General features: G+C 69.5%; 22 protein-coding genes, 1 tRNA gene and 1 pseudogene. 14 read left to right on the top strand and 10 right to left on the bottom strand.

What is annotated here, in order from left to right; all coding sequences use genetic code 11:
* The first annotated feature begins 4 nt into the window (after nt 1-4).
* Nucleotides 5-754 carry a nucleotidyltransferase domain-containing protein gene (locus tag CACI_RS00090; protein WP_012784267.1) on the top strand — a complete coding sequence of 250 codons (750 nt, stop codon included), beginning with the start codon at nt 5-7 and terminating at the stop codon, nt 752-754.
* Between the two features lie 45 nt (nt 755-799).
* Here CACI_RS00090 and CACI_RS00095 read toward each other — a convergent pair whose 3' ends face one another.
* The 4 genes from CACI_RS00095 to CACI_RS00110 form a co-directional block, all read right to left on the bottom strand.
* Nucleotides 800-1,414, bottom strand: a complete 615-nt coding sequence (locus CACI_RS00095) for a hypothetical protein (protein ID WP_012784268.1) — start codon at nt 1,412-1,414, stop codon at nt 800-802.
* Nucleotides 1,415-1,506: 92 nt separating this feature from the next.
* Complete coding sequence (locus CACI_RS44815) at nt 1,507-2,274, bottom strand: ATP-binding protein (protein WP_012784269.1); 768 nt, start codon at nt 2,272-2,274, stop codon at nt 1,507-1,509.
* 100 nt (nt 2,275-2,374) lie between these two features.
* Nucleotides 2,375-3,244 carry a helix-turn-helix domain-containing protein gene (locus tag CACI_RS00105; protein ID WP_049871405.1) on the bottom strand — a complete coding sequence of 290 codons (870 nt, stop codon included), beginning with the start codon at nt 3,242-3,244 and terminating at the stop codon, nt 2,375-2,377.
* Between the two features lie 169 nt (nt 3,245-3,413).
* Nucleotides 3,414-4,280 (bottom strand): helix-turn-helix domain-containing protein, encoded by an 867-nt coding sequence (locus CACI_RS00110; RefSeq protein ID WP_190276704.1) that lies wholly within the window; start codon nt 4,278-4,280, stop codon nt 3,414-3,416.
* A gap of 201 nt (nt 4,281-4,481) precedes the next feature.
* On the opposite strand from CACI_RS00110, the gene CACI_RS00115 reads away from it, so the two are divergent.
* The gene (locus CACI_RS00115) at nt 4,482-5,078 is read left to right on the top strand and encodes a TMEM165/GDT1 family protein (RefSeq protein WP_012784272.1); all 597 of its coding nucleotides are present in this window, start codon (nt 4,482-4,484) and stop codon (nt 5,076-5,078) included.
* A 25-nt stretch (nt 5,079-5,103) separates the two neighbouring features.
* Here CACI_RS00115 and CACI_RS00120 read toward each other — a convergent pair whose 3' ends face one another.
* Nucleotides 5,104-5,721 carry a TetR/AcrR family transcriptional regulator gene (locus tag CACI_RS00120; protein ID WP_012784273.1) on the bottom strand — a complete coding sequence of 206 codons (618 nt, stop codon included), beginning with the start codon at nt 5,719-5,721 and terminating at the stop codon, nt 5,104-5,106.
* A 96-nt stretch (nt 5,722-5,817) separates the two neighbouring features.
* On the opposite strand from CACI_RS00120, the gene CACI_RS00125 reads away from it, so the two are divergent.
* Nucleotides 5,818-7,443: an MFS transporter gene (locus CACI_RS00125; protein ID WP_012784274.1), complete on the top strand. Its 1,626-nt coding sequence runs from the start codon at nt 5,818-5,820 to the stop codon at nt 7,441-7,443.
* 90 nt (nt 7,444-7,533) lie between these two features.
* Here CACI_RS00125 and CACI_RS00130 read toward each other — a convergent pair whose 3' ends face one another.
* Entirely contained in the window at nt 7,534-8,397 is an 864-nt protein-coding gene (locus CACI_RS00130) for an SDR family oxidoreductase (protein WP_012784275.1), read from the bottom strand.
* A gap of 142 nt (nt 8,398-8,539) precedes the next feature.
* Between CACI_RS00130 and CACI_RS00135 the strand changes: the two genes are divergently transcribed.
* On the top strand, nt 8,540-9,001 hold the full coding sequence (locus CACI_RS00135; protein ID WP_012784276.1) for a winged helix-turn-helix transcriptional regulator: 462 nt from the start codon (nt 8,540-8,542) through the stop codon (nt 8,999-9,001).
* Nucleotides 9,002-9,028: 27 nt separating this feature from the next.
* Nucleotides 9,029-9,769 carry a tyrosine-protein phosphatase gene (locus CACI_RS00140; protein WP_012784277.1) on the top strand — a complete coding sequence of 247 codons (741 nt, stop codon included), beginning with the start codon at nt 9,029-9,031 and terminating at the stop codon, nt 9,767-9,769.
* On the opposite strand, the gene CACI_RS00145 is transcribed toward CACI_RS00140, so the two are convergent.
* Both CACI_RS00145 and CACI_RS00150 read right to left on the bottom strand, forming a co-directional pair.
* Nucleotides 9,749-10,222, bottom strand: a complete 474-nt coding sequence (locus CACI_RS00145; protein WP_012784278.1) for a GNAT family N-acetyltransferase — start codon at nt 10,220-10,222, stop codon at nt 9,749-9,751. The two genes, CACI_RS00140 and CACI_RS00145, sit on opposite strands and share 21 nt — an antisense overlap.
* Nucleotides 10,223-10,238: 16 nt before the next feature.
* The gene (locus tag CACI_RS00150) at nt 10,239-10,883 is read right to left on the bottom strand and encodes a LysE family translocator (RefSeq protein WP_012784279.1); all 645 of its coding nucleotides are present in this window, start codon (nt 10,881-10,883) and stop codon (nt 10,239-10,241) included.
* A gap of 128 nt (nt 10,884-11,011) precedes the next feature.
* Here CACI_RS00150 and CACI_RS00155 point away from each other — a divergent pair, with 128 nt between their 5' ends.
* From CACI_RS00155 to CACI_RS00165, 3 genes are read left to right on the top strand one after another with little or no spacing between them, the layout of a single operon-like run.
* Nucleotides 11,012-11,557, top strand: a complete 546-nt coding sequence (locus CACI_RS00155) for a SigE family RNA polymerase sigma factor (RefSeq protein ID WP_012784280.1) — start codon at nt 11,012-11,014, stop codon at nt 11,555-11,557.
* Nucleotides 11,554-12,384 carry a DsbA family protein gene (locus tag CACI_RS44820; protein ID WP_012784281.1) on the top strand — a complete coding sequence of 277 codons (831 nt, stop codon included), beginning with the start codon at nt 11,554-11,556 and terminating at the stop codon, nt 12,382-12,384. Before CACI_RS00155 ends, CACI_RS44820 begins: the two co-directional genes overlap by 4 nt.
* 25 nt (nt 12,385-12,409) lie before the next feature.
* Complete coding sequence (locus tag CACI_RS00165) at nt 12,410-13,054, top strand: class I SAM-dependent methyltransferase (RefSeq protein ID WP_012784282.1); 645 nt, start codon at nt 12,410-12,412, stop codon at nt 13,052-13,054.
* 9 nt (nt 13,055-13,063) lie between these two features.
* Here the strand turns inward: CACI_RS00165 and CACI_RS47325 are convergent, their stop codons facing one another.
* Together CACI_RS47325 and CACI_RS00170 are read right to left on the bottom strand one after the other, a co-directional pair.
* Nucleotides 13,064-13,219 (bottom strand): cell wall-binding repeat-containing protein, encoded by a 156-nt coding sequence (locus CACI_RS47325; protein WP_190276705.1) that lies wholly within the window; start codon nt 13,217-13,219, stop codon nt 13,064-13,066.
* 266 nt (nt 13,220-13,485) lie between these two features.
* Nucleotides 13,486-13,569: transfer RNA gene (locus CACI_RS00170), tRNA-Leu, on the bottom strand.
* A gap of 457 nt (nt 13,570-14,026) precedes the next feature.
* Here CACI_RS00170 and CACI_RS00175 point away from each other — a divergent pair.
* The 6 genes and pseudogenes from CACI_RS00175 (at nt 14,027) to pknB (ending at nt 23,446) form a co-directional block, all read left to right on the top strand.
* Complete coding sequence (locus CACI_RS00175) at nt 14,027-15,055, top strand: FhaA domain-containing protein (protein ID WP_012784283.1); 1,029 nt, start codon at nt 14,027-14,029, stop codon at nt 15,053-15,055.
* A 21-nt stretch (nt 15,056-15,076) separates the two neighbouring features.
* Nucleotides 15,077-15,604, top strand: a complete 528-nt coding sequence (locus CACI_RS00180; RefSeq protein ID WP_012784284.1) for an FHA domain-containing protein FhaB/FipA — start codon at nt 15,077-15,079, stop codon at nt 15,602-15,604.
* 19 nt (nt 15,605-15,623) lie between these two features.
* Nucleotides 15,624-17,687 carry a PP2C family protein-serine/threonine phosphatase gene (locus CACI_RS51895; protein WP_012784285.1) on the top strand — a complete coding sequence of 688 codons (2,064 nt, stop codon included), beginning with the start codon at nt 15,624-15,626 and terminating at the stop codon, nt 17,685-17,687.
* Nucleotides 17,688-17,695: 8 nt separating this feature from the next.
* Nucleotides 17,696-19,138, top strand: a pseudogene (locus tag CACI_RS00190) (FtsW/RodA/SpoVE family cell cycle protein); the annotation flags it as partial.
* A 533-nt stretch (nt 19,139-19,671) separates the two neighbouring features.
* Nucleotides 19,672-21,144 carry a peptidoglycan D,D-transpeptidase FtsI family protein gene (locus CACI_RS00195; RefSeq protein WP_012784287.1) on the top strand — a complete coding sequence of 491 codons (1,473 nt, stop codon included), beginning with the start codon at nt 19,672-19,674 and terminating at the stop codon, nt 21,142-21,144.
* Between the two features lie 199 nt (nt 21,145-21,343).
* On the top strand, nt 21,344-23,446 hold the full coding sequence (pknB, locus tag CACI_RS00200) for a Stk1 family PASTA domain-containing Ser/Thr kinase (protein WP_012784288.1): 2,103 nt from the start codon (nt 21,344-21,346) through the stop codon (nt 23,444-23,446).
* The last annotated feature ends 66 nt before the right edge of the window (nt 23,447-23,512 follow it).

Here is a 23,512-nt window from a genome sequence, read left to right on the forward strand (position 1 = left end):
TCCGATGGACCGTGATCCGCTTCCCGACGCCCGAGCCCTGGTGCGCGAACGTTATCCCCAGGCTGTGTACGCCGTGCTGGCCGGCAGTGTCCTGACCGCGCACCGAACGCCCGGCTCGGATCTCGACATCGTCGTGGCACTCCCACCCGGCGATCCGCTGGCGCCGCGCCGCGAGTCGCTCGTCTTCCGCGACTGGCCGGTCGAGCTGTTCGTGCACGACGAGCAGACCCTCGACCAGTGGCTGGCCAAGGAGTATCGCGAGCGCAAGCCGAGCCTGTACCGGATGGTCGGCCGCGGAACACCGATCGTCGGCGACCCGGCCGACCGGCAGGCATATTGCCGCGCGGTCCTGGACGCCGGGCCGGATCCGATGGGACCGGCACAGCTGGAAGCGGCGCGCTACGGCCTCACCGATCTGCTCGACGATCTCTTCCACGCCGGCGATCCCGGCGAGCGCCAGGTCATCGCGGCCACGCTGTGGACCGCCGCCGGGCATCACGCGCTGGTCGCCGGAAACCGCTGGGACGGCACCGGCAAATGGCTGCTCCGCGAGTTGCGCGACCACGACCCGGACCTGGCCGACCGCTGGCTGGCCGCCCAGCACGACGCGGCCGCGGTCGAGGCGTTCGCCCGCGACGTCCTGGACCGTCTCGGCGGACCGCTTTTCGACGGCTACCAGGCTGTCGCGCCGCGAGCGGAGACCACGAAGACCACGAAGACCACGAAGACCACAGAGTTCACCCGGTCCACCTAGTCCGCTAAGTCCACTAAGTCCGCCGAATCAACCCTGGCGCGAGGGTCATGCCGCCTGCGTGATCGTCAGCGGGAACTCCGTCAGCATGATGGAGGGCCCTGACGGGTTCGCGATGTCCGTCAGCTCCACGGGATCGGTCATCAGGAAGACCGCGTTCCGCGGCGGGAAAGCCGTCATATTCGTGTTCAGCAAAGGGAACGCGGCCTTGTTCGTGAACGTCGCGGGCTCGCCGCCGCCGCACGGACTGTGCTGCATGGAGATGGTCAAATCCTGGGCCAGCGACTCGGCCGCTGGGAACTCCCGGCCGACCGCCGGGGCGACGAAGTCGCCGTCGGCCGGGGTCTTCTCCGACACCGTCACCGTGCCGAGGTCGGCGTCGTACCCCGTCAGCTGCTCGGCTTCGGTCCGTACGGCGACGGTCGGCTGATCCCCGGCCACTCGGGCGCCGACCCGTACCTGTCCGGTGCCCAGCACCTCGAAGCGGTGCAGGACGCCGTTGCACTCCAACACCATGTCGCCGTCTTCGGTGAGAGAGACGGCGGTTCCGGTGGCGGGTAAGGAGTTCCCGCTAGGTGCCTGGGTCGCGGCGTGGGCGGCGAAGCCGTTGGAGGAGAACAGAAAGACTGAGCCGGCGACGGCCAGCACGGGACGAATTCTCATGGCCGGTCCTTTCAGGGGGATTTGTCGCTTAGGTGGCTATTATCGTCTCTCACGCCACTGACAATCCCGGCCCCACGCCGTGCGCCGCCTGTCTATCGAGGACGCGTCCCGGGCGAAGACCCTTGCAGAGCAAGCGGATTCGGGAACGGTGGCCAGTACGGCAGCGGACGCGGCCCGAGCGTTTCGGCGTACGCGCTCTCGATCAGCGCGCGCTGGAAGGCGGCGTGGCTGGCCTGCCGCCGGATCCGTTCGGCCCGCGCCGGATCGCTGGGCATCGTTCCAGGCCACCGCGCCGGCGCGATGGCCACAGAAGGGACAGCGGCCGTCGCGGGCGCGGTGGCTGAAGAAGTATCAAGTTCCTGATACGGCGGCCGATTTTCGTTTTCCAGCGCGCGTGCCACGGACTCCAAGGCTTCGAGCATGCCGCCGGACATCACCGACTCGATCCCGCCGCCGGGCGGGACGGGACAAGGGATCTCGGCCCACACCGCCCGCGCGGCCCGGTCGCCGAGCACGCCCCACTTCCGGGAGATCGAGGCGACCATCGCCAGCCCGCGCCCGGACTCCGAGTCCCAGTCGCAGTGCTCGTCCATGCTGTCGACCAGGACACGCGGCTCGGTCGGCGAGCCCGCGTCGTCGACCCGCACCTGCCAGCGGTCCGCGAAGGCCGCGAGGTGCACCACGAACTGGCCGCCGGGCGCGCCGCTGGCGGTGTGCACGATGGCGTTGCCGGCCAGTTCGGACCCGGCCAGGACCACCAGCTCCGCGCCCGGCGCGTCGCCGAGCACCATCTGGATGAACTGGCGGACCTCGGCGAGGTTCTCGGCCAGTCCGGGGAAGGAGCGAGACCAATACGACATCTGGGGCCTCCCGGATGGTGAGGAGGGGGCGGTTCCGCCCTCCCGTCAGCCAGGCTAGCCCCCAATGCGCCCTTTTCCAGGGCATTTCAAGGAAGTTCCCTTATTTGGATGACAGATCCTCATCCAGAGCCAGCGGGGGCAGCCGCGCGAGGTCCATCTCCACCCGGTTGATCAGGCCGATCGCCTCTTCACCGTACACAGCCGACTCCTCGAACCGCCGGAACTGCGCGACATGTGTCGAGACCTTGTCAGGCTGCGCCATCAGCAGCTCGCCGGTGAACATCTCCACCGCGACCTCGCGGTCGTCGTACAGGGTGAAGGTGACCATCGGCAGCCCGCGCATCGCCGAGGTCCAGGGCAGGATCCCGACTCGCACCCCGGGATGCACCGCCATCTGCCGCAGCCGGTCGAACTGCGCGGCCATCACCGTCAGCTCGCCGGGCCAGGTGCGCAGGACGCCCTCGGTGATCAGGAAGGTGAACTCCCGGCCGTCCTCGAACAGCACCGACTGCCGCTCGGTGTGGGTCATCGCGGCCTTGCCGACCTCGCGCTCGGACAGCCAGGGGGTGAGCCGGTTGGCGTCGCGGGCGTACTCGGCGGTCTGCAGCAGGCGCGGGATGATCGAGTTCGAGAACGTCGACACCGCCGAGCAGACCCGCTCGCGGTCGGCGATCTGGTTCAGCAGGGTCAGGCCCTTGCCGTAGCCGCGGTTGCTCGCGGCATCGGCGGCGGCTTGGCCGAGCAGGTCGAACAGGCTCTCCTGCTCCTCGGCCGGCAGGTTCAAAGCAGTGACGATCCGGGCCAGCACGTCCCGGCTGGGGACCATCTTGCCGTGCTCGACCTTGGACACCGCCGAGGACGTGACAGAGGCGGCGGCCGCGAGCTCGCCGCTGGACAGCGCGCGCTCCATCCGGAACTGCCGGATCCGGCCGCCCAGCTTGGCCGCGTAAGGACTTCGCACCGCACTCATACCCATTGGTTCTACACCACTTGTGAGGAATCGGTGACCGATCCGGCAGGATCAGTCGCCGGCGGTCACCTGTATGGATTGTGTTGGACTGGGCCGACGACCCGACGTGCGCCCCTCCCCCTGGTCAGCGGCGGCCGGCGGCCCCCGCCGACGGCCGGAGCCGACCCGTTCAGCCGGTTCCTGCCCCGGCCGGCGCCGGGATAGACGCCAGCGGGCGCCTGTCACTCGTGAGAAGTCCGGTGGCCGTCTCCAGGTCGTAGTCGGCGCCGGCCGCGTAGCCGTCGAGGACCGCGGCGTGCGCGGCGATCTCGTCGGCGCGAGAGAGCAGCAACTCGCCGGTGAAGGTTTCCACGGCCACGGCCGCGTCGTCGTGGAGCGTGAACCCGTACAGCGGGAACACCTCCGAGACCGCGGCCGAGTCCGGGACGATGCCGATCCGCACGCCGGGCAGCGCCGAGAGCACGCGCAGCCGGTCGGCCTGGGTCGCGGCGAGCGTGGGCGGACCCGGGCACAGGCGCAGGGCGCTCTCGGTGAGCAGGAACTCGAAGCTGCGTCCCTGTTCGAACAGCACGCCCTGGCGCTCCAGGTGCAGGGCGGAGGCGCGGCCGAGTTCGCGCTCTGACATCCACGGCGTCAGGCGCGCGGCGTACCGGGCGTAGTCGGCGGTCTGCAGCAGGGGCGGGATCATCGAGGTGGAGAACGACCGCAGGGCCGTGGTGTTGCGCTCGCGCTCGGCGATCGCGTCCAGCAGCGCCAGGCCGCGGCCGTGCCGGCGGCGGTCGGCGGCGTCGTCGACCGCCCGGGTGAGCAGGTCGCGCAGGTCGGTGCGGTGCTCGTCGGCCAGGCCCAGGACGCCGAGCACGCGCTCCAGCACCTCGGTGGAGGGGAGCATCATGCCGCGTTCGATCTTCGACACCGAGGGCTGGGTGACACCGGCGCGGGCGGCGACTTCGAGTCCGGACAAGCCGAGGTCCAGTCGGTGCCGACGCAGACGCCGACCGAGTTCTTCAGCTAATACGCTGCGTGCTGGGCTCATCCCCACAGTGTGGCCGCGACCGTGGACCATCTGTGAGGGTTTCCGGGACTTATGCCGTGTCTATCACCCGGTCGAGCTACCATCATTCAATGCGATCTTGGATATCCGGCGTGGATACCGCCGGAGCGAGTGGTCGTCCATCGTCCTGAACCGGCGGCGCGGCCGTCCGCTTCGCTGTAGTTTGACGCTCGTGAGCGCCGTATGAGCCTGACCGCCCTGCTGACCGCGTTCGGCGTGGTGTTCCTGGCCGAACTGCCGGACAAGACCGCGATCGCGTCCCTGATCCTGGGCGCCCGGTACCGGCCGTCCTGGGTGTTCGCCGGGGTGGCGGCGGCCTTCGTGGTGCACGTCGCGCTCGCCGTCGCGGCCGGCTCGCTGCTCACCCTGGTCCCGCGGCGTCCGCTGGAGGCCATCGTCGCGGTGCTGTTCCTCGGCGGCGCGGTGCTGATGCTGCGCAGCCACGGCCGCGAGGCCGGTGAGGAAGAGGCCGAAGAAGCCCCGGACCTCGGCGACGACGCCGGTTTCGGCAAGGTGGCCGGGACCGCGTTCGGGGTGATCATGGTCGCCGAGTTCGGGGACCTGACACAGATCGTGACCGCGAACCTGGCAGCGAAGTTCGCCGATCCGCTCGCCGTCGGCCTCGGCGCCACCCTGGGTTTGTGGGCGGTCGGCGGACTGGCCATCGTCGGCGGGCGCAGTCTGCTCAAGGTGCTGCCGCTGCACCTGATCGTGCGGCTGGCGGCGCTGGTGATGGTCGTGCTGGCCGGCGTCAGCCTGTGGCAGGCCGTCGCCGGCTGAGCGGGTCGACTGCGGGCCGCGTCCTTTAAGAGACTGCGGCCGCTTTGTCGCTGCTCTTAAGGACATCAGCCTCTAGGACATCAGCGAGCTGACGCAGTCCTCGGGCCAGATCGGCTCCGGTCGGCGTCTGCCCGGTGTCGGCGAAGCGTTGGATGAGCAGACCGGCCATCAGGGAGTACAGGACAGCGCCGGCTCCCATCTCCATGTCCTTGTCCACATCTTCCTCGGGGATGCCGAGGATCAGGTTGGCAAGGCCCGTGCGCGCCTCCGGGATCGCCTTCCGGAACATGTCGCGCGCGCCGGGGATGCGGTCGATCTCGATGATCAGCTCGAAGCTGGCCATCCACAGCGCCTGGTTCTCGTCGAAGGTCGCGGAGACGTCGTCGAAGACCCGGGCGAAGCGCTCCTGGACCGACAGATTCGGGCCGGCCTTGGCGAAGGCCTCCTCCAAGTGGTCGCCCCACTCCCCGATGGCCTGGAACATCGCCTCGTTCATCAGCGCGTCCTTGGAGCCGAAGTGGTAGCCGATCGCGGCCAGGCTGACGCCCGAGGCCTGGGCGATGTCGCGCGCCGTGGTGCGCGAGTAGCCCTTCTCCAGCAGGCACTTCTTGGCCCCCGCGAGGAGGTCGTCACGGTTGCTCATGCGCCGAGCCTACCGCAGTCTTAGACGACTGTCTAGTACGAACGTCTTGAACAAAAGTCTTGCACAAGCGTCCAAGACGGTTGTACGGTGATCCCCATGACGACGACTCAGAACCCTGGAACCGCCCCCGCTCCGCGGGCCGGCCGCAAGGAGTGGATCGGCCTGGCCGTCCTGGTCCTGCCGTGCCTGCTCATCTCGATGGACATGTCGGTCCTGCTGTTCGGGCTGCCGTTCATCAGCGCGTCCCTCAAGCCCAGCGCCACCCAGCAGCTGTGGATCATGGACGCCTACGGGTTCGCCCTGGCGGGCCTGCTGATCACCATGGGAGCCGTCGGCGACCGCATCGGCCGGCGCCGGCTGCTCCTGATCGGCGCGACAGCGTTCGGTGCGGCGTCGGTCGTCGCCGCCTACTCCGGAAGCGCGGAGGTGCTGATCGGTACCCGGGCGCTGCTCGGTGTGGCCGGCGCGACGCTGATGCCCTCGACGATGGCCTTGATCCGCAACATGTTCCACGACCCCAAGCAGCGGCAGACCGCCATCTCGCTGTGGACCGGCGGCCTGATCGGCGGCGTGACCCTGGGCCCGATCGTCGGCGGGGCGCTGCTGAACCACTTCTGGTGGGGCTCGGTTTTTCTGATCAACCTGCCGGCGATGGCGCTGCTGCTGATCCTGGGCCCGCTGCTGCTGCCGGAGTACAAGGCGCCCGCCGACGGCCGCCGGTTCGACGTCCTGGGATCGGTGCTGTCGATGGCCGCGGTCTTCCCGGCGGTGTACGGCATCAAGCAGCTGGCCGTGGACGGTTTCAGCGCCACCGCCGCCGGGTCGCTGGCGTTCGGCATAGCACTCGCCGTCGCCTTCGTGTTGCGGCAGCACACCGCGAAGAACCCGCTGATCGACATGGAGCTCTTCCGCAAGCCGGCCTTCCGGGCGCCGATGCTGGTGAACCTGTGCGGCAACTTCGTCCTGATGGGCTTCAGCCTGTTCAACACGCAGTATCTGCAGTCGGTGGCCGGGATGCGGCCGTTCACCGCGGCGCTGTGGTCGATGGCTGCGATGCCGTTCGTCAGCGTCGGCATGGGAGTCACCGGCGCGCTGACCACCAAGGTCCGTCCCGGGCGGATCATCGGCGTGGCGTTCCTGGTCTCCTCGGCCGGTGCGCTGGTGCTGACCTTGGCACACCCGGGTAACCCCATCGTGGTGCTGCTGATCGGCGCGGGTATCGCGGCCGGGGGTGTCGTGGCGGCGCAGAGCATCGTCGGGAACATGGTGATGGCCGCGGCTCCGGCCGAGCGGGCCGGTTCGGCCTCGGCGCTGAACGAGACCGGTGCGGAACTGGGCAGCTCGTTGGGCATGGCGCTGCTGGGCAGCGTCGGCGCCGCGATCTACCACCACAAGATGCAGACCGTCGGCGCCTCGGGTGCTCCGGACGCGGCGGTGCGGGCGGGCCACGAGACGATCGGCGGCGCGGACGCCCTGGCCGCGCAGTTCCCCGGCCCGGCCACCCACGCGCTGCTGACGACGGCGCGCGACGCCTACGCCTCGGGTCTGCACACCGCGGCCGGGGTCGGGGCTGTGGTGCTGTTCCTCACCGCGCTGTTCGCCTTCCGGGCGCTGCGCAATGAGCCGGTGCTGCCGGCGGCGCCGAAGAAGGAGAAGGGCACGAAGAGCAAGGACGCGATGCCGGCCGAGATCTCGCCCGACTATGCCGCCCAGGCGGTGTGAGCACGGCTGCGGGCACTGGTTCGAGCCCACAAAAATGTCCGCCGGTCTCCGAGGGGGGAGATCGGCGGACTCGGCGTTTCCGAGGCCGGATCAGGCCTTGAGCGCGTCCGTGATCGCCTCGGCGACCGTGGTGGTCGGGCGGCCGATCAGGGTGCTGAGGTCGCTGGTGACGTCGGCCAGCGCGCCCTCGGCGATCTTTGAGTCCGCGTGGGCCAGACCCGCGGACAGGAAGTCCGGCAGACCGAAGCCGGCCAGCGTCTTCCGGTACTCCTCGGGGTCCAGGTTCACGGCCGCGATCTCCTTGCCGGTCTGGCGCGAGATCTCGGCGGCGATCTCGGCGTAGCTGTAGGCGCGGTCGCCGGTGAGCTCGTAAATCTTGCCCTCGTGGCCCTCGGTGGTGGCGACGACCGCGGCCGCGGCGGCGTAGTCGGCCCGCGCGGCGAACGCGGTCAGGCCCTCGCCGACGGCGCCGATGATCGCGCCGTGCTCGATGGCGTTCGGCAGGCTCGCGGTCAGGTTCTCCCAGTACCAGTTGTTCCGCAGGAAGGTGTGCGGCAGACCGGACTCCTTGATCGCGGCCTCGGTCTCCTTGTGGACCGAGGCGAAGCTGATCGGGTTGGTCTCGGCCTTCGGGATCGAGGTGTAGACGACGTGGGGCACGCCGGCCGCCTTGCCCGCCTGGATCGCGGTCAGGTGCTGGCTCAAGCGGTCCTCGTCGGAGCCGCTGGAGGAGATGAAGACCCACTTGTCGGCGCCGCGCAGCGCCTCGGTCAGGCCGGGGACGTCGGCGTAGTCGCCTCGGACCACCTGCACCCCGCGGTCGGCGAAGTCCTGGACCTTCTCCGGGGTGCGCACGATGGCGCGGATCTGCCCCGCCGGGACGCCGCGCGCCAGCAGGTCCTCGACGACGAGCCGGCCGAGGTGGCCGCCGGCGGCGGTGATGGCGATGGTCATGGGGACTCCTCAAAGTCGGGCAGCAGCGCGCTGAAGCGCTTACTCGTGGTGAGTGCGGTCCTCACGATGGCACTAACTTTTAGAAAGCGCAAACTGATGCGCAGCGCTACCGCATCGAAAGCGCGTGAGGTACCGTGGGGGTATGAGTACGCGCGTCGTGACACCCGGAGTCGTGACCCCCGAAGCGGAAGAGCGCGCCCTCGGCATGGCCTACGACGTCGTCTATGACGTCCTGCAGGCGCCGTGTCCGTCGCGTCAGGCGCTCGAGCACGTGACCGGCCGCTGGGGTGCGCTGATCATGATGGCTCTGCGGGAAGGGCCGGTCCGGTTCAACGAGCTGCGCCGCCGCGTCGACGGCGTGAGCGAGAAGATGCTGTCCCAAGGGCTTCAAGCCTTGGAGCGGGACGGTTTCGTGGCCCGCGAGGTGCAGTCCACGATGCCGCCGAAGGTCGAGTACCAGCTGACGCCGCTCGGTACGCAGACCTCGGACCGGCTGGCGGACCTGGTGGAGTTCCTGGAGGGCCGGATGCCGGAGGTCGAGGCCGCGCAGGCCCGCCATGATGAGGCCGCCTCCGCCGCCGCCTCGGTGTCCGCTTCCGCGTAGCCGGCCGCGGTGATCCACACTGGGCCCATGACCCGACACGTGGAATTCCAGCGCCTGCACAACTTCCGTGACCTCGGCGGCTATCCGGCCGGCGCCGGTCGCGCGACGAAGTGGGGCGTGCTGTACCGGTCGGACAACCTGCGGAAGCTGAACGAGTCCGATGATGTCGAGCGCTTCCGTGCGCTGGACGTCCACACGGTCGTCGATCTGCGGTACCCGTGGGAGATCGAGCAGTCCGGCCGGGTTCCGGACTTCCCGGGACTGCGCTACGTCAACCTGAGCATCGAGCACCAGCCGTACGACCAGGGTGCGCTGGGAGACGACTTCGATCCGTGGCGCTTCCTTGCGGATCGCTATATGGAGGTCGCGCAGGACGGCGGTAAGGAGATCCGCGGAGTCCTGGACGTCATCGCCGATCCGGAGTCCGGGACGACGGTCTTCCACTGCGCTTCCGGCAAGGACCGGACCGGCATCATCGCCATGCTGGTCCTCAGCTTGATCGGGGTATCTGAGGACGACGTAGTAGCCGACTTCGCTCTGACGGAGTTGGCGACGGAGCGGCTGATCGCGGACTGGAAGGCTTTCTATCCCGATCGCGAACTCACATGGTCCGCGTATGCGCGCGCTCCTAAGGAACCGATGGAGCTGTTCATCGCTGATCTGAAGTCCCGCTACGGCTCTGTAGAGGGGTACGCAGAACAGGAACTCGGCGTCGACGAGGCTTTGGTCGCCGCGTTGAAGGCGAAGCTAGTCGACGTCGAGGGTTAGCTCGATCGACAGCGGTACGAAGCCGAAGCGCTGATAGAAGCGGATCGCGGCGCTGTTCGCCGTATACGCGGAGACGTGGAGGCGCGCCGCGCCGCGGTCCTTTCCCCAGGCGATGAAGTCCTCGACCATGCGTCCGCCGATCCCTTGTCCTCTATAGGAGGGCGCTACATGCGTACTGACCAGTTCGGCGCGCGCTGCGGTCCACATAGAGGACGCCGGGCTAAAAGTGCCTATCAGGTGCCCGACTACAGTGCCTTCCTCTGTGGCGACCAGTACCAGGGCATCAGGGGCGGCGATCAGTCCAGCGCACCACGCGCGGTTGTTGTCGCGCGGCCAGTCCGGGTCGCGCAGGCGATCCCGCGCGAGGCCGTCCTCCGCGAACAGTTCGGCGCTGTCGTGGCTGAGGCCGTCCAGATCGTCCAGAGTCGCCGGGCGGATCTCGATGTCGGTCATACCCAGGTGATACCCGTCAGCTGTTCTCGACGACCATCCGGACGGCCAGGCCCAGCATGACCGTGCCGGAGATCTGCTCCATGCGGCGGCGGACCTCGCGCCGGCTGAAGAACGCGCGCAGCCGCTGGACGCACCAGACGTAGAGCGAGTAGTAGAAGACCTCGTATACGGCCCAGGTCGCGGCCAGCAGGACCATCGTCGGAAGCTTCGGGGCGTGCGCCGGGACGAACTGCGGCAGGAAGGACATCGCGAAGATCGCCGCCTTCGGATTCGCCAGGTTCGTCAGCAGCCCGGCGCGGTAGGACCACAGCGGGCCCTTGGTCCGCGCGTCGCCGCCGAGTTCGTCGGTCTCCTCGGCGGCTTCGTCCTGCTTCATCCTGCGGGCGGACCGGAAGGACTGGACCGCGAACCACACCAGCACACAGGCGCCGACGACACGCATCCCGTCATAGGCGATCTCGGAGGCGGCGAGCAGCGCGGTGAAGCCGAAGGCGGCGGCACAGCCCCAGACGAACACGCCGCTCTCGTTGCCCAGCACGGTCGCGAAGCCGGCGCGCTTCCCGCCTCGGATCGACTGGCGGATGATCAGCGCCGTGCTCTGTCCGGGGACCGCGGCGACCGCCGTGCAGGCGATGAGGAAGGGCAGCAGGGTTGCCAGCATGGCTTCATGGTCGGCACGCGCGGCAGGGGCGGCAAGCAGTTTTCCCCTTATACGTGCGCGCTTTATAGCCGCAGTGATGCAACCTGTTCCGGGGAGTCCGTGGTCTGTGCTGCGGAAGGGGGTACCGGATGCGTCCCGAGGACGAAGACGAGTTCCGCCGCTTCACGGCCGCGCGCTGGCCGGGGCTGGTGCGGACGGCGTATCTGTTGACGGGGGACCTCGGTCACGCTGAGGACTTGGCGCAGACCACGCTGATCAAGGCGTATCGCTCGTGGCATCGCGTGTGCCGGGTCGAGGATGTCGACGCCTACGTCCGCAAGATCCTGATCAACGCCAACCGCAGCCGGTTCCGCTCGAAGCGGCCGCTGGAGTACAGCGTCGCCGCCGTGCCCGAGTACCCTGCCTGGCCGCCGGACGACGGTTCCGGCGTCGAGGAACGGACCGTGTTGTTCGCCGCGCTCGCCACGCTGCCGCCGAGACAGCGCGCGATCGTGGTGCTGCGGTACTGGGAGGACTTGGCGGAAGGCGAGGTCGCCGCCCTGGTCGGGTGCTCTGTAGGGACGGTCAAGAGCCAGGCCTCGCGAGCGTTGGCGAAGTTGCGGAAGGACGCGCGCCTCGCGGGGCTCTCCGCGTTTCAGGAGCCCGCGGCGGCGATGAAGGGAGCACAGACATGACGGACGAGGCGTGGGAGAACGGCCTGCGTGAGGTCATGACCGGTGCCGCGGGCTCGACGCGGGTCGCGCCGCCGCCGACCGACGCGATCCTGCGGGGCGGTCGGTCCTCGCTCCGGCTGCGCAACGGATTGACCGGATCAGGGGTGCTCGGGATGGTCGCCGCCGCGGTGATCGTGGGGACGTCCTTCGGCGGCGGTGCGACTGTCGGTTCCGTCCAGCAGGCCGGCACGACGTCCACCTCGGCGCAGCCGCCGCAGGCGCAGGACGCGGCGGTCACCCTCGGGCCGGCGTCGGCGAAGACGAAGGTGGTCGTCTACGAGGACTACCGCTGCCCGCCGTGCCGGGACGTCGAGGCCGGGACCAGCGCTTACCTGACCGAGGAGGCTGATTCCGGCAAGATCCAGGTCGAATACCGCGCGGTCAACCTCATTGATAGGAACGGACAGACGTCGGGTAGCGGGTCCACAGCGGCAGGCAACGCAGTGCAATGCGCCGCCGACCGCGGCGACTTCTCCGCCTACCGGAGCGCGGTCTACGCCCACCAGCCTCAAGAAAACCTAGACGCCTTCACGTCATCGGCGCTGCTGATCACGATTGCCAGGACGATCCCGGGGCTGGACACTGCGGCGTTCGAGAAGTGTGTGGACGATCAGCCGTACGCGGCGGCGATAAGCAGCAACTACACCAGAGCCTTCACCACGGCGCACTGCACCGGCGTGCCGTGTATCAGCGTCGACGGTCAGCAGTGGACGGGCAGTATCCCGGAGGGTGCCGACGTGGGAAAGATCATCAATGCCTGGCTCGCGCAAAAGATCTCGGCCGCCTAGCGATCTCGGACTAGATTGACGCCTCATGACGACCGATCCGAAGGCGATCATCGAGTCCGGATACGACGCCGTGGCCGAGGAGTACCTGTCCACGTTCGGCGAAGGCGTCCCCGACGACCCCCGCGTCCGCTTCATCGGCGCGTTGGGCGAACACCTCGCCGACGGCGCGCGCGTCCTCGAGCTCGGCTGCGGCGCCGGCATCCCCGCCACGGCCTTGCTGGCGCAGCGTTTCGACGTGCTCGGCGTCGACATCTCGGCGGGCCAGCTGGCGCTCGCCGCGCAGCGCGTGCCGACGGCCGAGTTCCGCAAGGCGGACATGACGAGCCTGGACCTGCCGGCGGGCTCTTTCGACGCGGTCACAGCCTTCTACAGCTTCAACCACATCCCCCGCGCCGAGCAGCAGCCGCTCCTGACCGCGATCGCCCGCTGGCTGCGCCCCGGCGGCCTGCTGCTGGCGTCGTTCGGCCGCGGCGGCTCCGCCGACGACGTCGAGCTCTGGCTCGGCGGCGTCCCCATGTTCTTCGCCAGCCACGACCCCGCCACCAACACCCGCCACCTCGCCGACGCCGGTTTCACACCGCTCGTCGACGAATTGGTGAGCATGGAGACGGGCAGGGGGAGCGAGACGTGGCAGTGGGTGCTGGCGCGCTCTGGGGAGCGGCGGCGCTGATACCAGTACTCAGCCCGAACGCGCGGCATCAGAACTGGGCGCGTAGGGACCTGCCGCCAGGGCGTCGGCGAACCCCGCCCCAGTGGCCACGACCACGTGCTGAGGCGAGCCCATGCCGTCTCGGGCGACCTTCAGCGCGGTGTCCGCGCGGTCGGATCCCTTCACGCGAGCCAGGCGGCTCCAGTCAGCGCGGACAGTGCTATCGCGGTAACGCGGCTGGAGCGGCGCATCAGAACCCCTTGAGACAGCATGATTGTCAACGGCATCGGATTATCACAGGGATCGATGTCCGGGAGATCATCAAGTCAGCCGACATGCCTTACGCATCAGCAGGAGCACCTACGAGACTGTTCCGCTCATGAAAAGCGATCAGGCCCGGCTCCTAGCGACTTCCGTCACTGGAACCGAGCCTTTTCGTCGGTAACTGCAAGTGCGCGAGGGGGGAGTTGAACCCCCACGCCCTTTCGGGCACACGGACCTGAACCGTGCGCGTCTGCCTATTCCGCCACTCGCGCTCGCTCTTGCTGCACAAACATTAGCACGCGCCGAAGGGGGCTCCCGCCACTATTCCGGGCGGCCCAAACGTCGCGCTCGTCACATCCGGAACGTCCGCTGATGGTCTGTTTCGACGATCGGAATCCGATGGGAACCGGTGGGGGGTGTCGCACGTCCTTGTGACGAGAGCGCATTCACCTTTCTGCTTGCGGTTCGTGGTGACGGAGCGTACGCGGCGGGCCGCTGAGCTGCGCGGGCGCGGCCGTGCGGCTGATCTCGCGGCGATGTGGGTACGCAGCGGGGGACGGGGTGGTTACGATCTCATCCGTAACAGGCACACGGACTGGACGTCGCAGCGGCGGGCGGTGTGTGTGACCGTGGGTCCGACGACGACGGCGCACCGCCCGGGTGTGCTGGACGACAGAATGGTCTGCGAGGCCGGTCAACGCTAGGCTGGCGCGCCGGAAGGGGGTGTCCGTGGGAGTCCTACAGCGGTTCGAGCGACGCATCGAAGGGTTGGTCAACGGCGCCTTCGCCAAGGCATTCAAGTCCGAGGTCCAGCCGGTGGAGATCGCCTCCGCGCTGCAGCGCGAGTGCGACGACCGGGCGGCCATAGTCAGCCAGGGACGGACCATGGTGCCCAACGACTTCACGGTCGAGTTGGGCGGCGTGGACTACGAGCGGCTGGCGACCTACGCCGGTCCCCTGGGCGCTGAACTCGCCGAACTCGTCCGTGAGTACGGTGCGGAACAGCGCTATATGTTCGTCGGACCGGTCGAGGTGAAGTTCGCGCGTGCGGCCGATCTCGACACGGGGATGTTCCGGATCCAAAGTCAGGCGTTGGCAGGAGTGGTGCCCGTGTCCTCGATGCAAGGCGAGCCCCAGGGCTACGACCCCTACGGCCAGCCTCCCCCCTACCAGGGCGGCCCACAGGGCGGTCCGCAGGGCCCGGGTGGACCCCAGGGCCCAGGCGGTCCCCAGGGCCCCGGCGGCCTGCAGCCCGTGCCGCCGCCGAACCCCGTGCCGCAGCCCGCGCCGTGGGGATCCCCGCCGCCCCCGCAGGGGCAGGGCGGTCCCCAGCCCGGCTGGGGCGCGCCGCCTCCCGGCCAGGGCGGCTACGACCAGGGCGGGTACGACCCGTACGGCCAGCCGCCGCCGCAGCAGCCCGGCTGGGGTCCCCCCGGCCAGCAGCAGCAACAGCAGCAGTACGCGCCGCCGCCGCAGTCCCAGACCCAATGCTGGGTGGAGATCAACGGCGCGCGGCACATGCTGACCAAGCCGGTCACCACCATGGGCCGCGGTACCGACGTCGACCTGCGGGTCGACGACCCGTCGGTGTCGCGCCGGCACGCCGAGATCCGGATCGGGACTCCGTCCTACGTCTCGGACCTGGGCTCCACCAACGGCATCGTGGTCGACAACCAGCACGTCACGCAGGCTCCCCTGCGCGACGGCTCGGTGATCCACCTGGGCACGACGACCATCATCTTCCGGCAGCAGGGCTAAGGGCGAGGCGAACCCGAACAGATGTCCCAGCTGACCCTCACGGTGATCCGGCTCGCCTTCCTGGTGCTGCTGTGGCTGTTCGTGTTCTCCGCGGTCGGGGTCATGCGCTCCGACCTCTACGGATCCCGGACGAGCAAGCGCCAGCAGGCCAAGGCAGCCAAGGCCGCCGCCGCGGCGACCCAGCAGGTGCCCGCGCGCGGCGGCGCCCGCCAGCAGCCCTACAACCCCGGTGCCCGCCGCAGCGGCCCGCCGGCGCCCACCCGGCTGGTGGTGGTCGGCGGCTCGCTGGCCGGCACCACCGTCAACATCACCAGCGGCCAGCAGGTGACGATGGGCCGGGCACACGACTCGACCATCGTGCTGGACGACGACTACGCCTCCAGCCGGCACGCGCGGCTCTATCCGGATGCCTCCGGGCAGTGGATAGTCGAAGACCTCGGCTCCACCAACGGCACCTTCCTCGGGCAGACGAAGCTGAACGCGCCGACCGTGGCACAGATCGGTGTCCCGATCCGCATCGGCAAGACCGTGCTCGAGTTGCGCGCATAGGGATAAGGAGAGGTGCCAGATGGCTCTTGTGCTCAGGTACGCGATCCGCTCCCATGTCGGGCTGATCCGGGAGGGCAACGAGGACTCCGGTTACGCCGGCCCGCGGCTGCTGGCGATCGCCGACGGCATGGGCGGCGCCGCCGCCGGTGAGCTGGCCAGCGCTGTCGTGATGACGACGGTCTCGCGGCTGGACTCCCCCGGCGGCGAGGACCTGCTGTCCGGCACCGGGGAGATGCCCGTGATGGCGCCCGGCGGCGCCGGTCCCGGCCAGGGCCAGCCTGCTCCCGGCGCCCCGGGCGGCGGTCCGGGCGGTCAAGGCGGTCCCGGCGGCGTGCCGGAGAACGAGCAGACCCTGCACATCTCCCAGCACGACATGGCCGCCCGCGAGTCCGGCAACGCGCACTCGCCGGCCGACCCCGCCTTCGGCGAGCCCGACCTGGCGCTGCTGGGCGGCGCGGTGGTGGCGGCCAACGAGCGGCTGCGCGCGATCGTGGCCGAGCGCCCGGAGCTGGAGGGCATGGGCACCACGCTGACCGCGATGCTGTGGTCCGGCGGCCGTTTCGGCATGGTGCACGTCGGCGACTCCCGTGCCTACCGCCTGCGCGACGGCCTGCTGGAGCAGATGACCGCCGACCACACCTGGGTGCAGCGCCTAATCGACGAGGGCCGGATCACCGAGGAGGAGGCCGGCCACCACCCGCAGCGCTCCCTGCTGATGCGCGTCCTGGACGGCCGTACGCAGGTCGAGGCGGACATCGGCACCTTCGACGCCTACCCCGGCGACCGCTACCTGCTGTGCTCGGACGGTCTGTCAGGATTCGTCTCCCAGGAGACCCTGGCTGAAACCCTGGCCGCCTACGCCGATCCGCAGCAGGCTGTCGACGCCCTGATCGAGCTGGCTCTGCGCGCCGGCGGTCCGGACAACATCACCTGCATCGTCGCCGACACCCTCGACGACGGCACGATCCCCGGCGCCAGCCCGAACGAGTCCACGCAGATGCTGGGGTCGCTGACCCCGGTGGTGGTCGGCGCGGCCAGCGAGGGCGTGGAGCAGCTGCCCCGGTTCAGCACCCAGGGTTCCGGCGGGCCCGGTCCCGGTCCGCAGCAGGATGATTTCCCGCAGAACCACCCGGCCGGCCGCGCCGCCCGGCTGCGTTCGCGCCGCAACCAGAACCAGAACTCGCAGAACCAGAACGCCCAGAACCAGCAGCTGGCCGCCGAGCAGCATCCCGGCGGACCGGTGACCACCGCGCAGCAGCAGTTCGACCCCTCCGCCCAGACCACTGAGCTGGACTCGGTGCCCGGGCAGCGAGGTCTGGTGCCCGGCGCGGAGAACCAGCAGCCCGGGTCGCGGCGCAATGCCGACGGCGGGTACGGCGGCGCTCCCGACGGTGGTCCCGGAGGTCCCGGCGGACCGGCTCCGGCCAAGCGGGGCAAGAAGGGCCTGATCATCACCGGCGCGGTGGTCGTGGTGCTGGCCGCGGCCGCGGGCGGGGCGTACGTGTACAGCCAGGGGCAGTACTACGTGACGCCGTCCACGGACAGCAAGCAGGTGCTGCTCTACCAGGGCTTGTCGCAGGTGTCGTTCGCCTCGTCGCAGCAGACGATGTCCGAGGGTCCGCTGTGGATCGCCTCGGTACCGCAGAGCAAGCGCGCCGACCTGTTCAAGACCGAGTCCTTCGGCTCCAAGGGCGCCGCGCTGAGCTACCTGGAGCAGTACCGGTCGGCCGCGAAGTCCTGTGCCGACTACCGGCACAACCAGCTGGTCGTCCAGAGTCACCCACAGCAGAGCGCCGTGACCGGCAAGACGGCGGGCACCACGGTGCCGGGGCAGAACCTCGCCCCGTCCGCGCCGCCCACGTCGTCGAAGGCCGGCGCCCCGCTGGCCAACGGTCCGGCGAACACTGTGCAGAACCCCACCGCGCCGACCGGCGACCCCGCCGGCACGACCGCCCCGACCGGCGGCGAGCAGGGGTCACCGGAGCCGCAGAATCCCACGTCGTCCCCCTCGGCGCCCGCGTCGCAGCCCGGTGACGACCCGCAGATGAAGGCGTACTGCGCCGGAACAACGGACGGTCCTTAGCAGTGTCGATGTCAGCCGCCCCGCCCCGGCCCGAAGAACCACTGATCCCCAAGCGCCGCAACACCGAGCTGCTGCTCAGTCTGTTCGCGGTGGCCGTCGCCATGTTCGCCTACGCCAACGTGGGCCTGGCCGACAACGGCAAACTGCCGGCCGGCATGTGGGGCGTCGGTGCGGGCCTGGTCGTCGTGGTGCTCGTCGCCAACGGCTTGACCCGCTACGCCGCGCCCTACGCCGACCCGCTGTTCCTGCCGCTGACGATCTTCCTCAACGGCATCGGCCTGGTGCTGATCCACCGCCTGGACATCTACGACACCGAGCACTTCCAGGCCCTGCACAAGCTCAACCCGGTCAAATACCACACCCCGCCGACCGGGTCGACGACGAACCAGCTGATGTACACCGCCCTGGGCATCATCGTGATGGCCGGCTTCCTGCTGTTCATCAAGGACCACAAGGTCCTGCAGCGCTATGCCTACATCTCGATGGTCAGCGGCCTGTTCCTGGTCGCGCTCCCGGCCATGCTGCCGGCCTCGATGTCCTCCCGGAACGGCGCGAAGAGCTGGGTGTTCCTGCCGGGCGGGGTCTCGATACAGCCGGCCGAGTTCGGCAAGCTCCTGCTGGTCTCGTTCTTCGCGGCGTTCCTGATGGCCAAACGGGACGCCCTCCGGGTCGCCTCGCGGCGGGTGCTCGGGCTGAACATCCCGCGCGGCCGCGACATGGGACCGATCGCGGTCTGCTGGGTCCTGGCGATGCTCATCCTGGTCTTCGAGACCGACCTCGGTGTCTCGCTGATGTTCTTCGGCGCGTTCGTGGTGCTGCTGTACATCGCCACCGAACGGACCTCGTGGCTGGTCTTCGGCGTCACCGCGTTCATCGGCGGTGCCGTGTTCATCGCCACGACGGTGCCGCACGTCCAGGCCCGCGTGAACAACTGGCTGCACCCGTTCACCGGCGAGATCTGCGCCCGTACCGCGGCGCCCGGGACGAACTGCCCCTCGGACCAGATCTCGCAGTCCATCTACGGCTTCGCCACCGGCGGCATCTTCGGCAAGGGTCTGGACCAGGGCCGGCCCTGGCTGGTCGGGTTCGCCAAGAACGCGGACTTCATCCTGGTCACGGTCGGCGAGGAGCTCGGCATGGTCGGGCTGTTCGCGCTGATGATGGTCTACACGCTGTTCGTGATGCGCGGCTTCAAGACCGCGCTGCTGATCCGCGACAACTACGGCAAGCTGCTCGCGGCTGGCCTGTCCGTGACGTTCGCCCTGCAGGTGTTCATCACCGCCGGCGGCGTCATGCGCGTCATCCCGCTGACCGGTCTGCCGATGCCGTTCCTGGCCGCCGGCGGTTCGGCGCTGGTGGCGAACTGGGTCGTGGTGGCGCTGTTGATCAGATTGTCCGACTCAGCACGGCGCCCGCTGCCGCCGGCGATCCCGCTGACCGACGACGAGCTGCGGGCGATGCGGCTGGCGGCCGCTCAGAAGATGCCGTCGAACGCGGCTCCGGCCCGGCACGCCCAGCCGGCGGCGCAGACTCCGGCCGGCGGTCCGCCCCGGCCGCACCCGCTGGCGCAGCCCGGGCTCGGGCAGACCGGCCTGGCGCAGAGCGGCCTGGACCAGACCGGGCTCGACACTCCCAGTGGTTCCGAGGAGCCGGCGCCGCCTGGGGCGAGCGACCCCACCGAACCGATGCCCGTTCGCCGCGTCGCCGCGGCCGGTGCCGGCGCGGACGACGTGACGCAAGCCGTTCCCTCCCAGCCGCGCGGTTACGGCGAGCAGACGATGCTGCGCGCAGCGGAGGCGACCCAAGCGATGCAGGCCACATCCGGCCCGAGAGCGGAACCGGAACAGGGCGCGACGGAGTCCTATACCCCGGCGTTCGAAGACGAAGATGACGACGACGTGCGGACGCGGCCGACCCCGGCGCCCGGGGCGAACCCGGGCGAGGTGCCGGGCCGGCCGGGTCCGACTGAGCGGAGGTACGGACCGTGAACCAGCCGATCAGGCGGGTGGCGATCTTCTGCTTCCTGCTCATCGCCAGCCTGCTGGTCAGCTCCAACTACCTGCAGGTGGTCAACGCCGACAGCTACAAGGCGCGGGCCGGCAATCAGCGCACCGAGCTGGACTACTACGCCTATCCGCGGGGCAAGATCCTCACCGCGGACGGCACCGTCATCGCGGACTCGGTTCCCTCCGGCGGTCTGCAGTACAAGTACCAGCGCACGTATCCGCTGAAGGCCGACTACGCCAACATCACCGGCTGGAAGTCGATCGTCTACGGCTCCAGGGACATCGAGAACGTCCTCGACAAGTACCTGCAGGGCACCGACAGTTCGGAGTCGGTCGCCAACTTCATGGACACGCTGACCGGCAAGTCCAAGAAGGGGGGCGACGTCCAGCTGACCTTGCAGAACGCGGTGCAGCAGGCCGCGATCAAGGGGCTGGGCAAGCAGAACGGCTCGGTCGTGGCCCTGGACCCGACCACCGGCGCGATCCTGGCGATGTACTCCAGCCCGAGCTTCGACCCGAACGGGATAGCCTCCAACGTCAGCGAGACCTCGACCGCCGCGGGCAACGCGCTGGAGGCGGACAAGGGCAAGCCGAACCTGAACCACGCGATCGGGGAGAACTACCCGCCCGGCTCGGTGTTCAAGATCGTCACGGCGGCCGCGGCGCTGGACTCCGGGAAGTTCACCGAGACCGGCTCGACCGGCGCGGACCCCAACTTCTACTCGAACGGCTCCGGCTACAAGCTGAAGAACGAGGACGGCACCTGCTCGGGCACCGACCTGAAGACAGCGCTGGCCGAGTCCTGCAACTCCGTCTACGGCTTCGTCGGGGCCACGCTCGGCTCGCAGATCATGTCCACCTACGCCTCGAAGTTCGGCTTCAACGACCCGAGCCTGAAGATCCCGCTGCAGGTGGCGCAGTCGAACTTCCCCTCGCCCGCCACCGTGGGCACCAACGTGCTGGGTCTGGCCCAGGACTCGATCGGCCAGGGCGACACCCAGGTGACCCCGCTGCAGGCGGCGATGATAGCGGCCGCGGTGGCCAACGGCGGCACGATCATGCAGCCCTACATGGTGGACAAGGAGACCGCGCCCAACGGGCACGTCACCTACAAGGGGTCGGACCACCAGCACGAGCTCAGCCAGGCGATGAGCCCGGCGACCGCGGCGACCCTGGATGACATGATGCAGAACGTCGTCACTCACGGCACCGCCCAGGGCAGGGGGATCCCCGGCGTCCAGATGGGCGCCAAGACCGGTACGGCGCAGCGGGCCTCGGGCCAGAACCCGCTGGCGTGGTTCGTCTGCTACGGCACCGCCAACGGCAAGAAGGTCGCGGTGGCCGTGATGGTCGACACCAACGACCCCAGCATCCGCAGCGACGTCAGCGGTGTGAACTTCGCCGGCCCGACGGCGCAGGCGGTGTTGAAGGCGGCGCTCGGCGTGGGCTAGGAGGGACGGCCACGGCCGGGGGGCGTTGTCGGACCGGTCGGGCGCGGGCCACCGCGCCGAGCCGGTCCGCACCGGGATTGCCGGCGCTCGGCTCTGGCGCCGGAGCCGGTTCGGGGGATACTGCCGGAAGCAAGTTTTCGACTGAGACGATGTCAGACTCGCCGCCACCGCGCGGTGAGCGATGAGCTGGAGCGATGAGATGTCCGGAACCTACCCCGGTGCGGAACAGCCGCGGCGGCTCGGCGGCAGGTACGAGCTGGGCGCGGTGCTGGGCCGAGGCGGGATGGCCGAGGTCTTCATGGCCCGCGACACCCGGCTGGGCCGCACGGTCGCGGTCAAGACCCTGCGGGCCGACCTGTCCCGGGACCCCACGTTCCAGGCACGGTTCCGCCGCGAGGCGCAGTCCGCGGCCTCGCTCAACCACCCGGCGATCGTGGCGATCTACGACACCGGCGAGGACTTCGAGAACGGCGTCTCGGTCCCCTACATCGTGATGGAGTACGCCGACGGCTCCACGCTGCGCGACCTGCTGCACTCCGGCCGCCGGCTGCTGCCCGAGCGGGCCCTGGAGATCACCGCCGGCGTGCTGCAGGCTCTGGACTACTCCCACCGCAACGGCATCATCCACCGCGACATCAAGCCCGCGAACATCATGCTGACCCGGTCCGGCACCGTGAAGGTGATGGACTTCGGCATCGCCCGCGCCATGGCCGACAACGGCATGACGATGACGCAGACCGCCGCGGTCATCGGCACCGCGCAGTACCTGTCGCCGGAGCAGGCCAAGGGCGAGACCGTCGACGCCCGCAGCGACCTGTACTCCACCGGCTGCCTGATGTTCGAGCTGCTCACCGGCCGCCCGCCCTTCGTCGGCGACTCCCCAGTCGCCGTGGCCTACCAGCACGTGCGCGAGGAGCCGCAGCCGCCGTCCTCCTACGACCCCGAGGTCAGCCCGGCGATCGACGCGGTGGTGCTCAAGTCGCTGGCCAAGACCGCCGACGCGCGCTACCAGTCGGCGACCGAGATGCGCGCCGACATCGAGCGGGTGCTCGACGGGCGCCCGACCGAGGCGCAAACCGCGGTGCTGGGCGCGGCGAACATGCCGACCCAGCGGCTGGACCCGCGCCAGGTGGGCGCCGCGGCCGCGGTCGGCCAGACCCGGGCGATGCCCGCGGTCGACACGCCGACCGGCTACCAGAGCCCCGCGCCGCGCTACGAGGAGGGCCTGGACGGACCCGGCGGCCGCCCGCCGGGTCCGCCGCGCCGCGCCGAGCCGCGCAGAGCCCCCGAGCCGGAGAAGAGCGGCCGGACCGGCTACATCATCTTGGCCATCGCCGGCATCGCCGCGGTGATCGCCGCGATCCTGCTGGCCAAGTCGCTGCTGAAGTCCGGCGGCAACGCCAGCTCCAAGGCGGCGCCGGACTTCGGCATCGGGGTGAAGACCTTCCCGCAGGCGCAGCAGATGCTGGCGCAGCCGGATTACACGGGGTTCAGCCTTACCGGCAGCGGCAAGGACTGTCCCCCCGGAACCGACGTGCACTCCGGGAACGCCGGGACGATCATCGCCCAGAGCCCGGCGGCCGGCGCCTACGGGAAGCCGGGACCGATCACCTACTGCCTGTCGCTGGGCCCGCAGAACGGCAAGGTACCGCCGAAGGCCACCCTCAACGGAATGAACCAGGACCAGCTCAAGGCCTATCTGGGCGGCGCCCACTTCGACCTCGCCAACCCGCTGATCACCTCGCAGCCCGATCCCAAGGTCCTGGCGGGCAACATCATCGACGTGATCGACGCGGGCAACAACAACGCGGTGCTCGACGGCCAGCAGGTTCCCGACGTGAGCAAGGTTCAGATCGGCTGGATCGTCTCGGCCGGCCCGTCGAAGATCCCGCTCAGCACCCAGGGCTACATCGGCCAGCCGTACAACAGCGTCGTCTCGCAGATCCAGGGGCTGGGCTTCACCAACGTCAAGCCGGTGGTCGACAATCCGGGCGGCAACCTGCCGGCCGGCAGCGTGACCCGCATCAGCCCCGGAGACAACTCCTACACCGCCGACACGCCGATCGTGGTCTACTACGCGCCGCAGCCGGTGGCGCCGACCACGCCGACCAGCTCGCAGTCGCAGGGCTGCGACCCGAACCAGGATCCGACCTGTCAGCAGAACCCCACGTCGACGGCGTCCGGACCGGGCAACGGCCAGACCTCGTCGAACCCGATGCTGTGCGTCGTGGACCCGAACGCGCCGGGGTGCCCGAACGCTCCGACGACGTCCAAGAAGGGCGGGGGCGGCGGCGGCAACTAAGCGTCGCGCTATAAGCGAAGCCCTGTACGGAAAACTCCGTACAGGGCTTGCTTATGTCTCAGTGTG

This window comes from Catenulispora acidiphila DSM 44928 (assembly GCF_000024025.1).
Taxonomy (GTDB): Bacteria; Actinomycetota; Actinomycetes; order Streptomycetales; family Catenulisporaceae; genus Catenulispora; species Catenulispora acidiphila.

Excerpts from the sequence above, each read along its gene's own strand:
- CACI_RS00090 (WP_012784267.1), top strand. The coding sequence starts at position 5 with ATGGACCGTGATCCGCTTCCCGACGCCCGAGCCCTGGTGCGCGAACGT.
- CACI_RS00095 (WP_012784268.1), bottom strand. The coding sequence starts at position 1,414 with ATGAGAATTCGTCCCGTGCTGGCCGTCGCCGGCTCAGTCTTTCTGTTC.
- CACI_RS44815 (WP_012784269.1), bottom strand. The coding sequence starts at position 2,274 with ATGTCGTATTGGTCTCGCTCCTTCCCCGGACTGGCCGAGAACCTCGCC.
- CACI_RS00105 (WP_049871405.1), bottom strand. The coding sequence starts at position 3,244 with ATGAGTGCGGTGCGAAGTCCTTACGCGGCCAAGCTGGGCGGCCGGATC.
- CACI_RS00110 (WP_190276704.1), bottom strand. The coding sequence starts at position 4,280 with ATGAGCCCAGCACGCAGCGTATTAGCTGAAGAACTCGGTCGGCGTCTG.
- CACI_RS00115 (WP_012784272.1), top strand. The coding sequence starts at position 4,482 with ATGAGCCTGACCGCCCTGCTGACCGCGTTCGGCGTGGTGTTCCTGGCC.
- CACI_RS00120 (WP_012784273.1), bottom strand. The coding sequence starts at position 5,721 with ATGAGCAACCGTGACGACCTCCTCGCGGGGGCCAAGAAGTGCCTGCTG.
- CACI_RS00125 (WP_012784274.1), top strand. The coding sequence starts at position 5,818 with ATGACGACGACTCAGAACCCTGGAACCGCCCCCGCTCCGCGGGCCGGC.
- CACI_RS00130 (WP_012784275.1), bottom strand. The coding sequence starts at position 8,397 with ATGACCATCGCCATCACCGCCGCCGGCGGCCACCTCGGCCGGCTCGTC.
- CACI_RS00135 (WP_012784276.1), top strand. The coding sequence starts at position 8,540 with ATGAGTACGCGCGTCGTGACACCCGGAGTCGTGACCCCCGAAGCGGAA.
- CACI_RS00140 (WP_012784277.1), top strand. The coding sequence starts at position 9,029 with ATGACCCGACACGTGGAATTCCAGCGCCTGCACAACTTCCGTGACCTC.
- CACI_RS00145 (WP_012784278.1), bottom strand. The coding sequence starts at position 10,222 with ATGACCGACATCGAGATCCGCCCGGCGACTCTGGACGATCTGGACGGC.
- CACI_RS00150 (WP_012784279.1), bottom strand. The coding sequence starts at position 10,883 with ATGCTGGCAACCCTGCTGCCCTTCCTCATCGCCTGCACGGCGGTCGCC.
- CACI_RS00155 (WP_012784280.1), top strand. The coding sequence starts at position 11,012 with ATGCGTCCCGAGGACGAAGACGAGTTCCGCCGCTTCACGGCCGCGCGC.
- CACI_RS44820 (WP_012784281.1), top strand. The coding sequence starts at position 11,554 with ATGACGGACGAGGCGTGGGAGAACGGCCTGCGTGAGGTCATGACCGGT.
- CACI_RS00165 (WP_012784282.1), top strand. The coding sequence starts at position 12,410 with ATGACGACCGATCCGAAGGCGATCATCGAGTCCGGATACGACGCCGTG.
- CACI_RS00180 (WP_012784284.1), top strand. The coding sequence starts at position 15,077 with ATGTCCCAGCTGACCCTCACGGTGATCCGGCTCGCCTTCCTGGTGCTG.
- CACI_RS51895 (WP_012784285.1), top strand. The coding sequence starts at position 15,624 with ATGGCTCTTGTGCTCAGGTACGCGATCCGCTCCCATGTCGGGCTGATC.
- pknB (WP_012784288.1), top strand. The coding sequence starts at position 21,344 with ATGTCCGGAACCTACCCCGGTGCGGAACAGCCGCGGCGGCTCGGCGGC.